Consider the following 13,740-nt stretch of genomic DNA (forward strand, 5'->3'; position numbering starts at 1 on the left):
GGGCGTCCCGATCAGTCGAGGTCGATGTGCTGGCCGGTTCCCGGCCCTTCGTCGTCCTTGCGGTCGTCGCCGCGGCCGTCCTCACGGTCGGCCCCGTGCTCGTCGTCGTGGCCGTCGCCGTGCTCGTCGCGGTCGGCCTCGGGCTTGGCGTCCTGCCCGTCCACGCGCGGCCCGTCCGCGTCCCGGCGCGGGTCGGTCGGGTCGTCGGGGGTGACCTTCTCGCCGCGCGTCCAGCGGCTCTCATGGCTCTCGACGGCGGAACGGTAGGCGGCGAGCAGCTCGCTCCCGGCGGCGGCGAGATGGTCGAAGACCTGCGGATTGCGCTCGATGACGGGCTCGACCGCGGCCTTCGCCTGGTTGACGAGCTGCTGCACGGTCTGCACGGCCTGGCCGCCGAGCAGCGGGTTCCCGAGGCCGCCCGAGACCTTGCCGGCGACGGCCTCGAAGAGCTTGCGGAACTCCTCGGCCGGGGATCCGGGCTCCGCGCCGCGCTCCGCGCGACGGCGGGCCTTCTCCGCCTCCAGGTCCTCGGCGCACGCCTTGGCCCAGGCATCCGAATCGCTCATGGCGTACTCCTCAGTGGCTGGTACTTCGACGGTACACGCCCGCTCAGGAGGTACGGGGCCAGAGGCCGGGGTCGGGGGTGAAGCGCACCCGGAGGTCCCCTTCGACGAGTCCGGCACCGGTGACGGTGCAGCGGCGCAGAGCCGCCGGCAGAGGCACGTTGCGGCGGACGGATCCGACGGTGAGGAGCAGTTCGTCACCTCTGCGGACGAGGGACAGCTCCTCCTTGACGGCCCCCGGGAGGCCGATGTGCCACACCAGGACACCGTCCTCCTCCCGCCGGTCCTCGATCGTCCACTCCGGTACGGGCTCGGGCAGCGCGGCCGGCCTCGCGGGCGCGAGCAGCGCGAGGTCCTCGGGCCCGCGCGGGTCCCGGCCCAGGTGCGGGAGCTCGTCGACGGCCCCGCCGGCGGTACGGAGCTCCGCCAGGTGCCGGTGCTGCTGGGCGGTGAGCCCGGCGAGCCAGGGGTCCTCCGACTCGGCGGGCAGCAGCCGGTTGGCGACCACGGAGTCGAGGGAGACGCCCTGGAGCGCGAGGCCGAGCCGGGCGGTGCGCAGAGCACGGACGGCGGCGGGGCCGGGTTCCAGGACGAGCCGGACGGAGGTCGTGGGGGCCTCGACGACGGCCTGGACGGCGGCGAGCTCGGCCTCCCAGCGCCCGGTGGTCTCGTACAGCCACTGCGCGGGCATGGGAACCCCGGCGAGCTGGGCGAGCATCGGGCGCAGGGCGCGGGCGGCCTGCCGTTCCGGGGGCAGGAGGCGGCGCAGATAGCGGCGGAGCTGCTCGGGCAGGGCCAGGACGGCGAGCGCCTCGGCGAGCGGCGGCAGGTCGACGACGGCCAGATCGTGGTCGCCCTCGGCGGCGTCGCGCAGGGAACGGAGCAGGGCGAACTGGCGGCTGCCGGGAAGTTCGGTGAGCTCGGCGTCCTCGAAGGGCACGGCGCCCAGCAGGTCGAGGGCGGTGGAGGAACGGGCCTGGAGAGCGAGGAACTCGCGGCGGAAGTCGGCGGCCGGCTCGGGACGCAGGACCCGGAGGCCGCCGCCACCGCCACCGCCGCCCAGGAGCGGGTCGGCGTCCTCGGAGACCAGCAGGACCCGGCGGCCCGCGTGTGCCTCGGCGAGGGCGGTCGCGGCGGCGACGGTGGTACGCCCGGCGCCGCCGAGGCCGGTGACAAGGATGATCCGCATGCGGAGGACGTTACCGGGACGCCTCACACCCACCCGCGCCTGCCCCGGGCGGAAACGCGGGGGTCGACGGGCGTCGCCGCCGCCTCCGTTGTGGACAGCAGCTCCGCCGGCGCGGAACGACTGATCACGACCGGCGTCACCCCGTTGTGGGCGCTGCCCACCCCGTTGTGGGCAGTTGTTCCTCCCCCAGACTCCGTCCGGGGGGACCCCCAGGGCGGAACGGGTGGGCACAACGGAACGTCGCCCCTTGCCGGGCCCAGGCTTCCGCGCCCTGACCCGCACCCGATCCGCGCCAAAGTACTGGTGCGGGTCCAGGCACAAGGGGCGGACGCGCCGCCAAGCGCGCGTCCCGTGTACCCACCCGTCCCGCCCCAGCGGGACGAATGCCCACACCGGCGGTGGCGGGGGGGCAGCGCGCGCACACTGCGGCAAAGGCCGGGCGGCGCGGGCGGGCCCGCACGGCGTGGGCCGGGCGGGACTGCCGTGTGCGCGCCCACACGGCAGTGGGCTACGCGCCGGATTCGACGCGCTTCTTCAGGCCCGCGAGGGCGCGGTCGATGATGACCTTCTCCGCCTTGCGCTTGATCATGCCGAGCATGGGGATCTTGACGTCGACGGTCAGCTGGTAGGTGACCTCGGTCCGGTCGCCGCCGAGCGCGGCGAGCCGGTAGGAGCCGTCGAGGGAGCGGAGCATCTGGGACTTGACCAGGGTCCAGCTGACCTCGTCGGCACCGGTCCAGGTGTAGGCGAGGGTGTGGTCGTCCTTGATCGCCCCGGCGTCGAGGAGCAGCCGGACCTTCTCGGCGCGGCCGGAGCCGTCGGTCTCCAGGACCTCGGCCTCCTTCACCTCGCCGGTCCACTCCGGGTATCGGGCGAAGTCGGCGATCACACCCATGACGTCGGCCGGTGCCGCCTCGATGGTGATGCTCGAGCTGGTGTGTTCGGCCATCGTGGTGGTTCCTCCACTGTGCGGTCCGGCGGAAGTCAAGGGGGCACAGACGTGCCGACGGAAGGCTATCGCGCCGCGGCGCGGGGCCTGTCACCACTCCAGTGCCAAGGGCCTGCCCGTCGAGGCGAAGTGGCCGACGTTCACGCACTCGGTCGCGGCGATCCGCATCCGCCTGGCCAGCGGCTGGTGGACGTGGCCGAAGAGGGCGTAGCGGGGCCGGGTGCGCCGGATCGCGTCGAGCAGGGCCCGGCTGCCGCGCTCGAAGCGGCGGGCGACGGTGTCGTACGTCAGCTCGGGGACGTCCGGCGGGATGTGGGAGCAGAGGACGTCGACGTCGCCGAGGGCCTCGACCTTCGCCGCGTACTCCTCGTCGGAGATCTCGTACGGGGTGCGCATCGGGGTGCGCAGGCCGCCGCCGACGAAGCCGAAGACGAGGCCGCCGAGCTCGATCCGCTCGCCGTCGAGGACGGTCGTCCCCGGTCCGGCGAATTCTGGCCAGAACCGGGGGATGTCGACGTTCCCGTAGGTGGCGTACGTGGGGGTGGGGAAGGCGGCGAAGAGGTCGGCGTACTGGCGGCGGACCGCGGCCTCGATCGCGGTCTCGCGGTCGACGTCGAGCTCCGCCCAGAGGCGGCGGCCCAGGTCACGGGCCTCGTCGAAGCGGCGGGCGGTGCGCAGTTCCACGAGCCGGTCGGCGTTCTCGACGCCGAAGAGGTCGGGGAAGATCCCGCGGCTGTGGTCGGCGTAGTCGAGGAAGAGGACCAGGTCTCCCAGGCATATGAGGGCGTCGGCCCCGTCCCCCGCCCTGGCGAGGTCTCCGGCGTTGCCGTGCACGTCACTGACCACATGGACTCGCATGGGCCCACCTTAGGGCGTCGGACCTGCGGTTACTTCCGAGTCGGGAAACCGGTGGATTACTGTGCGCAGAGCACCGCCACACTTGTGTGACGCACGGAACATCTGGCCGGAACCCCCTATCCGGAACCATGTACTGGTGGGTAACGTCCGGGCAGTCCAGTCGTGCTCACCCCCACGGAGCACCTGACCGTTCTTGGACTTCACCGGTGCATCACACAGAGCCGTGGCGCCGGCGCCCGATGAGGAGCAGCAGTCTTGCGCGAGTTCAGCCTTCCGGCCCTGTACGAGGTCCCCGCGGACGGCAACCTGACGGATCTCATCCGCCGCAACGCCTCCCAGCATCCAGACGTCGCCGTGATGGGCCGCAAGGTCGCCGGGGCGTGGACCGATGTGACCGCCACCCAGTTCCTCGCGGAGGTCCGCGCGGCCGCCAAGGGTCTGATCGCGGCCGGCGTCGAGCCGGGTGACAGAGTCGCGCTGCTCTCCCGTACGCGCTACGAGTGGGTCCTCCTCGACTTCGCGATCTGGAGCGCGGGCGGCGTGACCGTACCCGTGTACGAGACGAGCTCGGCGGAGCAGATCCAGTGGATCCTCGGCGACTCGGGCGCGACCCTGGTGCTCGTCGAGAGCGCGGCGCACCAGGAGGCGGTGGAGTCCGTCCGGGCGGAGCTTCCGCAGCTCAAGGGTGTCTGGCAGATCGAGGACGACGCGGTCGCACGGCTCACCGCCGCCGGCGCGGACGTCTCCGACGAGCTGCTCGACGCGCGCATGTCGGCGGCGAACGCGGACGACCCGGCGACGATCGTCTACACCTCGGGCACGACGGGCCGCCCCAAGGGCTGCGTCCTGACGCACCGGGCGTTCTTCGCGGAGTGCGGCAACGTGGTGGAGCGGCTGAAGCCGCTCTTCCGTACCGGTGAGTGTTCGGTGCTGCTGTTCCTGCCCGCCGCGCACGTCTTCGGCCGGCTCGTCGAGGTCGCGTCCGTGATGGCGCCGATCCGGCTGGGCTGCGTCCCGGACATCAAGAACCTCACGGACGAGCTGGCCTCGTTCCGGCCGACGCTGATCCTGGGCGTGCCCCGGGTCTTCGAGAAGGTCTACAACTCGGCGCGCGCCAAGGCGCAGGCCGACGGCAAGGGCAAGATCTTCGACAAGGCCGCGCAGACGGCGATCGCCTACAGCCGGGCGCTGAGCACCCCGCAGGGCCCGTCCTTCGGCCTCAGGCTGAAGCACAGGATCTTCGACAAGCTGGTCTTCAGCAAGCTGCGGGCGGTGCTCGGCGGGCGTGGCGAGTACGCGATCTCGGGCGGCGCGCCGCTGGGCGAGCGGCTCGGCCACTTCTTCCGGGGCATCGGCTTCACGGTGCTGGAGGGCTACGGCCTGACGGAGTCGTGCGCGGCGACGGCGTTCAACCCCTGGGACCGGCAGAAGATCGGCACGGTCGGTCAGCCGCTGCCGGGTTCGGTGGTGCGGATCGCCGACGACGGCGAGGTGCTGCTGCACGGCGAGCACATCTTCACCGAGTACTGGAACAACCCGACGGCGACGGCCGAGGCGCTGGCGGACGGCTGGTTCCACACGGGCGACATCGGCACCCTCGACGAGGACGGCTACCTCGCGATCACCGGCCGGAAGAAGGAGATCCTGGTGACGGCGGGCGGCAAGAACGTCGCCCCGGCGGTCATCGAGGACCGGATCCGGGCGCACGCGCTGGTCGCGGAGTGCATGGTGGTCGGCGACGGCCGTCCGTTCGTGGGCGCGCTGGTCACGATCGACGAGGAGTTCCTGGGCCGCTGGGCCTCGGAGCACGGCAAGCCGACGGGCTCGACGGCGGCCACCCTCCGCGACGACGCGGAGCTGATGGCGGAGATCCAGCGCGCGATCGACGACGGCAACGCGGCGGTCTCGAAGGCGGAGTCGGTCCGTAAGTTCCGCATCCTGCCGGCCCAGTTCACGGAGGAGGCGGGTCACATCACCCCGTCCCTGAAGCTGAAGCGGAACGTGGTGGCGAAGGACTTCGCGGACGAGATCGAGGCGATCTACGGGGTCTGATCCCGGAGAGCGCGGACGTACGGCCGGAGGCCCGGGGCGGTGATCGCCCCGGGCCTCCGGCCGTCTCCGTACCCTCACCGCGCCCTCGGACCCGGAGGCCGAGCGCTACAAGAGCTCCCTGAGGCGCTCCGCGAGCAGGTCCCAGCGCCATTTCTCCTCGACCCAGGCGCGGCCCCGCTCGCCCATGCGGGCGCGGAGCTCGGGGTCGAGGAGGAGGGTGGTGACGCGGTCGGCGGTGTCCTCGGCGGATTCGCCCCGGACGACCCAGCCCGTCTCGCCGTCGAGGACCGCGTCGGGGGCGCCTCCGGAGTCGCCCGCGACGACCGGGAGGCCGGTCGCGGAGGCCTCCAGGTAGACGATGCCGAGGCCCTCGACGTCGAGGCCGCCGCGGCGGGTGCGGCAGGGCATGGCGAAGACGTCGCCGGCCCCGTAGTGGGCGGGAAGCTCGGACCAGGGGACGGCGCCGGTGAAGCGTACGGATCCGGCCACGCCGGTCTCGGCGGCGAGGCGGTGCAGGTCCTTCTCGTACGGGCCGCCGCCGACGATCAGGAGGACCGCGTCCGGGACCCGGCGCAGGATCCGCGGCATCGCCCGGATCAGGGTGTCCTGGCCCTTGCGGGGGACCAGCCGGGAGACGCAGACGACCACGGGGCGGTCGCTGAGTCCCAGGCGGGCGCGGACCTCGGCGCCGCCCGAGTCGGGGTGGAAGGTCTTCTCGTCGACGCCGGGCGGGAGCTGTGTCATCCGCCCGGCGGCGGCGGGTGTGAGGGCCTCGGCGATCCGGGAGCGGGTGTATTCGCCGAGGTAGGTGATCGTGTCCGTGCCCTCGCCGATCCGCCGCAGCAGCTGCCGGGAGCCGGGCAGCTGGGCCCAGCCCGCCTCGTGGCCGTGGGTGGTGGCGACGAGCCGGCGGGCGCCCGCCCTGCGCAGCGCGGGGGCCATCAGGCCGAGCGGCGCGGCCGCGCCGAACCACACGGACGCGCAGCCGTGCTCGCGGAGGAGCGCGGTGGCGCGGGCGGTGACCCGAGGAGTGGGCAGCAGCATGGTGGTGCGATCCCGGACGACCGTGAAAGGCTGTTCGGCGTCGAACGCGGCTGTCGCTTCGATCCCTTCGCGGCCGCGCTTCCAGGTGGAGGCGTAGACCACGATCTGTTCGGGATCCAGGCGGAGTGCCATGTTGTGCAGGAAGGCCTGGATTCCGCCGGGACGCGGCGGGAAGTCGTTGGTTACGATCAGGGTCTTGTGCATCGTGGCCGAATCTACCGCGAGCGCACCCACCGCCCAGCACCACCACTCCCCCGCGTGAGCGGGGCCGACGCGAGAAGGACGAGACAGTGATGACGGGCGCAGTGGGGAAGTGGTTCCGCACGGGTCAGAGACTTCCGGTCACCTTCTGGACGCTGACCCGGATCATCCTGCTGCTGTGCGTCTTCAAGGTCGTGGTGATCCCCGGACCGGACATCACGTTCGACATCGAGGAGATCTACCAGGGCTGGTACGAGGTCCTGCGCACCGGCACGTATCCGCTGAACGACGTGACCTGGCAGTACCCGCCGGCCGCCGCGTTCGCGATCCTCGCCCCGGGGCTGCTGCCGTTCCTCGGCTACTCGGCCGCGTTCTTCGTCCTCGCCTTCCTCTGTGACGCGCTCGTCTTCGGGCTGCTCCTCCACACCGGCCGCCGCGCCGGCCGCTCGCCGCGCGGCGCCTGGATATGGCTCGCGGGTGTCCCGCTGCTCGGCCCGACCGCGTACGCCCGGTACGACGTGATGGTGACGGCGGTCGCGGTGGCGGCGCTGCTCGCGGCGGGCCGGAGTCCGCGTGTCCTGGGGGCGCTCGCCGGGTTCGGCGCGGTCCTGAAGGTGTGGCCGGTGCTGCTGCTCGCGGGCACGCCGAAGGGCCGGGCGACCTTCCGTTCCTGGCCGGCGGCGGTGGGCGCGGCGGCCGCCGTGCTGCTGTTCTGCGTGCTGTGGATGCCGGGCGCGCTCGCCTTCCTCTCCTTCCAGCGCGACCGGGGCACGGAGGTCGAGTCGCTGGGCTCGATGGTCTTCCATGTGGCCCGTCACTTCGGCTGGGACGGGGAGGCGCGGATGAACTACGGCTCGATCGAGTTCCTCGGCCCGTACGTCTCCACCGTCTCGACGGCCGCGATGGTGCTCACGTTCGCGGCCTTCGGCTGGCTGCTGGTGTGGCGTTTCCGGGCGCGCCGTTTCACCTCGTCGACGGTGGCGGACACGGCGTTCGTGGCGGTGCTGCTGTTCACGACGACGAGCCGGGTGCTCTCGCCGCAGTACATGCTGTGGCTGGTCGGCCTGGCGGCGGTGTGTCTCGCGTACCGGTCGAGCCGGATGGAGCGGCCGGTGCGTCTGGTCGTGTGGGCGACGGCGGTGACGCAGTTCGAGTTCCCGGTGTGGTTCTCGCACGTGACGCGGAGCGATCCGCTGGGCGTCGCGGTGCTGTTCACCCGGAACGGTCTGCTGATCGCCGCCACCCTCATCGCCTGCCGCATCCTGTGGCGCCAGACGGTGACGGAGCCCCGCGTCGCCGAGAGGGCGGTCGTGCCCGCGCAGGCGGTTCACGCGGAGCGCGAGAAGGCCCTGTCCGGCTCGCGCTGAGGTGCGGCGAGGGTGCGCCGGTGCAGCAGGGCCAGGGCCGCGCACTGGGCGGCCATGGCGAGGGCCATGGCCAGGCAGACGCCGGGCAGTCCGAGACCTGAGAGGCCGTACGCGAGCGGCAGCTGGACGAGGACGCCGCCGACGGTGATCCGGGCGAGGTACGGGCTGGCGCCGGTGCCCTCGAAGACCCCGGCCAGCGCGATGTACCCGGCCAGGAGCAGCAGGTAGGGGCCGAGGCAGCGCAGGAAGAGCGCACCCGCCTCCGCGACCCCCGGTTCGGCGCCGAAGGCCCGCATGACGGGTCCCGCGCCGGGGAGCAGCAGCGCCGCCGCACTCGCGCCGAGGACACCGCCGAGGAGCAGGGCCTGCCGTCCGACGGCCCGGCGTTCGTCGCGCCCCTCCCCCAGCAGATGGGCGCTGTGGATGGCGGCGGCCTGGCGGACGGCGTAGAAGGCCATGGTCGCGACGTACATGGCCTTGGTGGCGATGCCGTAGGCGGCGATCTCGGTGACGCCGAGCCGGGCCACGACGGAGACGAGCGCGAGGGTCCCCGTCATCCGGACGGTGAAGTCGACGCCCATCGGCAGTCCGATGCGTGCGGTGCGGCCCAGGGCGGCGGCGGTCCGCTCGGTCGCGCGGACGGCTCGGGCGGCCTTGAGCAGGGGTTCGCGGCGGAGGACGAGCAGCCCGGCGGCGAGGGCGACGGCCCGGCCGGTGACGGTGGCGAGGGCGGCTCCCCGCACGCCGTGGGCGTGGATGAGCAGGGGGTCGAGGACGAGGATCAGCCCGTTGGCGAGGAAGGCGAGCCGCATGGGGGTGCGGGTGTCGCCCGCTCCCTTGAGGATCCCGTCGAGGATGTTCATGGCGAAGAGGACGGCCGTGCCGGGGAGCGAGATCGCGAAGTAGGCGGTGGCCAGGGCGTGGGCGGGGTGGTCGTGGCCGCCGAGCAGCAGGGCCGCGAGCGGTTCGCGCAGCAGGTACCCGCCGAGGGCGACGGGCGGCACGAGCAGGGCGCCGAGGGCGGCGCCGCCCCGGACGGCGGTGCGGACGGCGGCCGGGTCGCCGGCGCCGCGGGCGCGGGCGACGAGCACGGTGGTGCCGGAGCCGGCCACGAGGACGACGCCGAGGAGCAGGTTCTCGACGTTGGTGGCGACGGCGACGGCGGCGACGGCGTCCCCGCCGAGCCGGGCGACCCAGACCATGTTGATGATGCCGGCGGCGACTCCGGCGAGGAGTTCGAGATAGACCGGGCGGGCGAGCCGGACGAGCGTGCGGCGGTGCGCGGACATGGACGAGGACCCCCTCTTTTCGATGTACCTCGATTCGAGGCACATCGAAAAGAGGTAGCATGGCGACCGGTCCGAGGACAAGCGCGAAGGAGACCGCCCGGTGCTGGAACTGTCGATCCTGGGCTTCCTGTACGGGAAGCCGCTGCACGGGTACGAGCTGAAGGAGCGCATCCACGGCCTCAGCGGCCATGTGCGCCCGGTCAGCGACGGCGCCCTCTACCCGGCGATCACCCGCCTGGTGAAGAACGGCCTGGTCGACAGCCGCACGGAGCCGGGCGTGAGCGCGGCCCCGCGCCGGACGCTCTCCCTCACCCCCGAGGGCCGCCGGGAGCTGCTCGCCCGGCTGCGCGCCCCCAAGGAAGCGGAGATCACCGACGGCCAGCGCTTCTTCACCCTGCTCGCCTTCCTGGGCCTGCTCCCCGACCGGGCGGACCAGGCGGCCGTGCTCCGGCGCCGCCAGGAGTTCCTGAACACCCCGGCCAGCTTCTTCTACGAGGACGGGACCCCCGTCAGCGTCGAGCGGGAACCGGACCTGTTCCGGCAGGGGATGCTGCGGATCGCCCGCGCGACGGGCACGGCCGAGAAGGCCTGGCTGACGGAGGCCATCGCCCAGCTGGAGAGCTGACCGGAAACCGGCCGCACACCCGGGCGGAACCGGCCGCCCTCCCGGACAGGCCCTAGCCGAGCCGCTCCTTCAGAGAGGCGCGCCACTCGGCCGTGAACTCCTCCGGAGTGGTGCCGAGCACCTCCTGGAGCGCCTTCTCCACCGCGCCGTCCCGGCCCGGGTGCGCGCCCACCGCCCGGTAGAAGTCCCGCAGCTCCGTCTCGCCCCAGCGGTCCGCGATCAGCGCGCACGCCAGCCAGCCGCCCTCGTACGCCCGCGCGAGCGCCTCCGCGTCGCCCCCGAAGGCGAAGTCGGTGTCGTCGGGGAGCCGGGCGGGCAGCTCGCCCGCGCGGACCGCGCGGGCGAGCTCGGGCGCGGCCTGGGCGGGGGTGCGGCCGGCGTCCCGGTAGGCGACCCAGTCGGCGAAGCCCTCGGAGAGCCACACCGGAGTCGACGAGGTGGTGGCGGCGCGGGTGGCGACATGGACGGTCTCGTGGGTGAGGACCAGCTGCCGGCCGAAGGCGCCGAGCACCCCGTACGCGTCGGGATTCACGATCACCCGGTCCGCGGGGGCGTCCGCCCGGCCCCCGGTCTCCCCCGTGGTGACGGCGGCGATGCCCCGGTACGAGGCCCCGGGCGCCCCGAGGAGCTCCCCCATCCCCGCCAGCGACCCCGGCACGAGGACGACGACCTGACGGGCCCGGCCGGCGGGCCAGGCGGCGGAGACGACCGGAACCGCCCGGTCGGCGGCCGCGGCGATCTCCCGGAGCCGCTCGGGGGTCTGGCCGACGCCGAGGACGAGCGAGCGGACTCCCCGGACGGTCGCGACGTCGCCCTGCTCCCACAGATGCCGGGGCGCGCCCTCCGCGGGGCGGTCACCGGTCACGTACCAGCGTCCGTCCCGTCGGGTGAGGTCGAGGACCCGGGCGCCGGTCGCGGGCCGCTCGTCGTGGTCCCGGAGCCGGTAGCCGAGTTCGGCGCGGGCGGTGACCCGGTCGGACGCGGTGCGGTCGATGCCGGTGACCCGGTAGGTCCAGCCCTCGGCGGGGACCGTCGCGAGCCGCCGGAAGACGGTGAGGGCGGTCGGCGCGTACGCCGGGTCGACGGCGGCCAGATAGCCGGGCCGGTCGCGGTCGGTGAGCGCCCTGGCGTGCCGGTCGAGGAGCGTCTGTATCTCCCGGGACGCGGTGTCGGCGGGCTCGGTCCGCGTACCGCAGCCGACGAGCCCCGCGAGCACGAGCAGCAGGACGGACAGGCAGGCCGTCGCCGACCGCCGCGCTCCACACCCCTGACCCGCCACGCCTCCGATCGTACGGTCGGAACGGCGCGGCCTGCTTCCGCTACGGGGTCAGACCCGGGTCACCGTCACGTGCGACATCATGTTCACCGGGTCGTAGCGGACCCGCGCGCCCGGGTAGGGGGCGTGGATGACCTGCCCGTTGCCGGCGTAGATCCCCACGTGGCTGGCGTCGCCGCGGTAGGTGACGAGGTCCCCCGGCTGCGCCTGCGCGAGCGGCACCTGGCGGCCCGCGTAGCGCTGCGCCGACGAGGTGCGCGGCAGACTGATCCCGGCCTGCCGGTACGACCAGACCATCAGGCCCGAGCAGTCGAAGGCGGAGGGGCCGGTCGCCCCCCACACGTACGGCTTGCCGACCGCGCTGCGGGCGGCGATCACCGCGGCGGCGGCCCGCGAGGAACCCGCCGGGACCTCGGCCATGGGCGGCGGCTCCTCCGCGCGCCCGCCGGAACGGGATGCCCGGTCGAAGTCGGCCCGCTCCTCGACGGTCAGGCTCGCGAGCACCCGGCGGGCCTCGGCGAGCTTGCGCTCGACGGAGCGCTTGTGGCGGGCGACCTCGGCCCGGCTGCGCTCCAGCTCGACCAGGGCCGTACGGGCCTCGGACCGCTTCTGGTCCAGCCGGCGCTGCTCCCGCCGGAGCTCGCCGAGCGCGGCGCCCTGCCGGGCGGTGACCCGGTCGAGGGCGGAGGCCCGGTCCAGGTAGCTGTCCGGGTCGGAGGAGAGCAGCAGGGCGAGGGCGGGGTCGATGCCGCCGGAGCGGTACTGGGCGCCGGCGACCGAACCGAGCGCGCCCCGCATGCGGTTGATGCGCTCCTGGCCCCGGGCGAGGCCGTCCTGGGCCTGGGAGACCGTCCGGCGCAGCGCGTCCGCCTTCTCGTCCGCCCGGTTGTAGCCCTCCGTGGCCTTCTCGGCCTCCTCGAAGAGACGGTCGACCGTGGCGCGGGTGGCCGCGGGTCCGGCCCCGGGGTCGGCGACCGCGGGGACGGCCCCGAGGGACGCCGCCGCGGTGGCCGCGGCGGCGGCGGTGAGGACGGTGACCCTGGCGGGTCGGCGGTGGGACGCCACGAATCGCGCTCCGTTCGGCTCGACGCAGACTGGCGCGGCAGACAGTAGCCGCTGATCACTCCGCGTCCAACGAAGCCGCCGGACACACAAAGTGACGCCCCGCCGGAGATCACAGGTCACCGGCGGGGCGTCAGGTCAGCTTGCGTCGCGCCGAACCACCCGATTGGGCGGCATGGCGGCGCGGTTCGCGTCGTGGCGGGTCAGCCGCCGATGCGGACGCCGAACTGGAACGTGCCCATGTAGCTCATGGACTCGTAGCGGACGTTGGCGCCCGGCTTGGGGGCGTGCAGGATCGTGTTGCCGCCCGCGTACAGACCCACGTGCGACAGGTTGTTGAAGAAGACCAGGTCGCCCGGCTTGAGCTGGCTGCGGCCGATCTTCGTGCCGTCGTTCTGCTGGGTGTAGGTGACGCGGCTGAGGTTGACGCCGGCCTTGCCGTAGGCCCACTGGGTCAGACCCGAGCAGTCGAACGACGAGGGGCCCTCGTGTCCGGACTGGTACGGCATGCCGACCCGTGTGTCGGCGGCCGCGAGCGCGGCGGCACCGAAGCCGTTCGCGGGGACCTCGTTGCCCAGGTCCAGGCGCTCGCCGGCGTCGCGGCTCGCCCGCTGCTCCTTCGCCCGCTCCTCGGCCGCGATCTTGGCCTTCTCGGCCGCCGTGAGCGTGTTGAGGAGCTTGCGGGCGTCGGCCAGCTTGCCCTGGTACATCTTCTTCTTGGCGCTGAGGGTCTTGCGGACGTCCTCGAGGTCGGCCAGCTTCGTGGTGGCCTCGGCCCGCTGCTGGGCGAGCGTGCGCTGCTTGGCCTGGATCGACGTGAGCACGTCGGCCTGCTGGGCGCTCAGCTGGTCGATCGCGGACGCCTTGTCGAGATAGGTGTCCGGGTCGGCGGAGAGGAAGAGCTGGAGCGCCGGGTCGATGCCGCCGGAGCGGTACTGGGCACTGGCCACCGAACCGATCTGGTCGCGCAGGGTGTTGAGCTCCTGCTGACCGCGGGCCACCTTGTCCTGAAGGTTGCCGATCTCCTTCTGGAGCTTGCCTCGGCGCTCCTCAGCGAGGTTCGCCTGCTCCGTGGCCTCTTCGGCCTCGTGGTGCAGCTTGTCGACCTTCGACTTGACTTCGTCGATGTTGGGCTTGGCGGGGGCCGCCTGGGCACCGGTCTGGGCGGTGAGAGCGACGGCGGCTGCCGCGGTCGCGGTGAGCACGGTCACACGGATGCGGCTCGGCTGCTTGGGTCGACGGTGGGACGCCACGAAGGCGAGCTC

General features: G+C 73.3%; 12 protein-coding genes. 3 read left to right on the plus strand and 9 right to left on the minus strand.

Annotated elements, in window-relative coordinates; genetic code table 11:
* Positions 1-11 precede the first annotated feature (11 nt).
* The 4 genes from ACH4MY_RS17050 to ACH4MY_RS17065 form a co-directional block, all read right to left on the minus strand.
* Positions 12-566, minus strand: a complete 555-nt coding sequence (locus tag ACH4MY_RS17050; RefSeq protein WP_398003614.1) for a DUF5304 domain-containing protein — start codon at positions 564-566, stop codon at positions 12-14.
* A gap of 43 nt (positions 567-609) precedes the next feature.
* Positions 610-1,752, minus strand: a complete 1,143-nt coding sequence (locus tag ACH4MY_RS17055; protein ID WP_398003616.1) for an ArsA-related P-loop ATPase — start codon at positions 1,750-1,752, stop codon at positions 610-612.
* A 508-nt stretch (positions 1,753-2,260) separates the two neighbouring features.
* On the minus strand, positions 2,261-2,701 hold the full coding sequence (locus ACH4MY_RS17060; RefSeq protein ID WP_351905596.1) for an SRPBCC family protein: 441 nt from the start codon (positions 2,699-2,701) through the stop codon (positions 2,261-2,263).
* A gap of 90 nt (positions 2,702-2,791) precedes the next feature.
* On the minus strand, positions 2,792-3,559 hold the full coding sequence (locus ACH4MY_RS17065; protein WP_398003618.1) for a metallophosphoesterase: 768 nt from the start codon (positions 3,557-3,559) through the stop codon (positions 2,792-2,794).
* 255 nt (positions 3,560-3,814) lie between these two features.
* On the opposite strand from ACH4MY_RS17065, the gene ACH4MY_RS17070 reads away from it, so the two are divergent.
* On the plus strand, positions 3,815-5,611 hold the full coding sequence (locus ACH4MY_RS17070; RefSeq protein ID WP_398003620.1) for an AMP-dependent synthetase/ligase: 1,797 nt from the start codon (positions 3,815-3,817) through the stop codon (positions 5,609-5,611).
* Positions 5,612-5,716: 105 nt separating this feature from the next.
* Here the strand turns inward: ACH4MY_RS17070 and ACH4MY_RS17075 are convergent, their stop codons facing one another.
* Positions 5,717-6,859: a glycosyltransferase family 4 protein gene (locus tag ACH4MY_RS17075; protein ID WP_398003622.1), complete on the minus strand. Its 1,143-nt coding sequence runs from the start codon at positions 6,857-6,859 to the stop codon at positions 5,717-5,719.
* Between the two features lie 89 nt (positions 6,860-6,948).
* On the opposite strand from ACH4MY_RS17075, the gene ACH4MY_RS17080 reads away from it, so the two are divergent.
* Positions 6,949-8,223, plus strand: coding sequence for a glycosyltransferase 87 family protein (locus ACH4MY_RS17080; RefSeq protein ID WP_398003625.1), 1,275 nt, complete (start codon positions 6,949-6,951; stop codon positions 8,221-8,223).
* Here ACH4MY_RS17080 and ACH4MY_RS17085 read toward each other — a convergent pair.
* Positions 8,184-9,512, minus strand: a complete 1,329-nt coding sequence (locus tag ACH4MY_RS17085; protein WP_398003627.1) for an MATE family efflux transporter — start codon at positions 9,510-9,512, stop codon at positions 8,184-8,186. The two genes, ACH4MY_RS17080 and ACH4MY_RS17085, sit on opposite strands and share 40 nt — an antisense overlap.
* A gap of 100 nt (positions 9,513-9,612) precedes the next feature.
* Between ACH4MY_RS17085 and ACH4MY_RS17090 the strand changes: the two genes are divergently transcribed.
* The gene (locus ACH4MY_RS17090) at positions 9,613-10,137 is read left to right on the plus strand and encodes a PadR family transcriptional regulator (protein ID WP_398003630.1); all 525 of its coding nucleotides are present in this window, start codon (positions 9,613-9,615) and stop codon (positions 10,135-10,137) included.
* A 52-nt stretch (positions 10,138-10,189) separates the two neighbouring features.
* Here the strand turns inward: ACH4MY_RS17090 and ACH4MY_RS17095 are convergent, their stop codons facing one another.
* The 3 genes from ACH4MY_RS17095 to ACH4MY_RS17105 all read right to left on the minus strand — a co-directional run bounded on the left by ACH4MY_RS17095 (position 10,190) and on the right by ACH4MY_RS17105 (position 13,728).
* Complete coding sequence (locus ACH4MY_RS17095) at positions 10,190-11,416, minus strand: hypothetical protein (RefSeq protein ID WP_398003633.1); 1,227 nt, start codon at positions 11,414-11,416, stop codon at positions 10,190-10,192.
* 48 nt (positions 11,417-11,464) lie between these two features.
* Entirely contained in the window at positions 11,465-12,478 is a 1,014-nt protein-coding gene (locus ACH4MY_RS17100; protein WP_398003635.1) for an NlpC/P60 family protein, read from the minus strand.
* 200 nt (positions 12,479-12,678) lie between these two features.
* Positions 12,679-13,728 carry an NlpC/P60 family protein gene (locus ACH4MY_RS17105; protein WP_398003638.1) on the minus strand — a complete coding sequence of 350 codons (1,050 nt, stop codon included), beginning with the start codon at positions 13,726-13,728 and terminating at the stop codon, positions 12,679-12,681.
* Positions 13,729-13,740: the final 12 nt, after the last annotated feature.

Source organism: Streptomyces sp. NPDC017246, from assembly GCF_044331325.1.
GTDB lineage: Bacteria > Actinomycetota > Actinomycetes > Streptomycetales > Streptomycetaceae > Streptomyces.

What these genes read in the sequence shown, in the direction of transcription:
- ACH4MY_RS17085 (WP_398003627.1), bottom strand. Translation starts at nt 9,512, where the DNA reads ATGTCCGCGCACCGCCGCACGCTCGTCCGGCTCGCCCGCCCGGTCTAT.
- ACH4MY_RS17075 (WP_398003622.1), bottom strand. Translation starts at nt 6,859, where the DNA reads ATGCACAAGACCCTGATCGTAACCAACGACTTCCCGCCGCGTCCCGGC.
- ACH4MY_RS17065 (WP_398003618.1), bottom strand. Translation starts at nt 3,559, where the DNA reads ATGCGAGTCCATGTGGTCAGTGACGTGCACGGCAACGCCGGAGACCTC.
- ACH4MY_RS17050 (WP_398003614.1), bottom strand. Translation starts at nt 566, where the DNA reads ATGAGCGATTCGGATGCCTGGGCCAAGGCGTGCGCCGAGGACCTGGAG.
- ACH4MY_RS17060 (WP_351905596.1), bottom strand. Translation starts at nt 2,701, where the DNA reads ATGGCCGAACACACCAGCTCGAGCATCACCATCGAGGCGGCACCGGCC.
- ACH4MY_RS17055 (WP_398003616.1), bottom strand. Translation starts at nt 1,752, where the DNA reads ATGCGGATCATCCTTGTCACCGGCCTCGGCGGCGCCGGGCGTACCACC.
- ACH4MY_RS17080 (WP_398003625.1), top strand. Translation starts at nt 6,949, where the DNA reads ATGACGGGCGCAGTGGGGAAGTGGTTCCGCACGGGTCAGAGACTTCCG.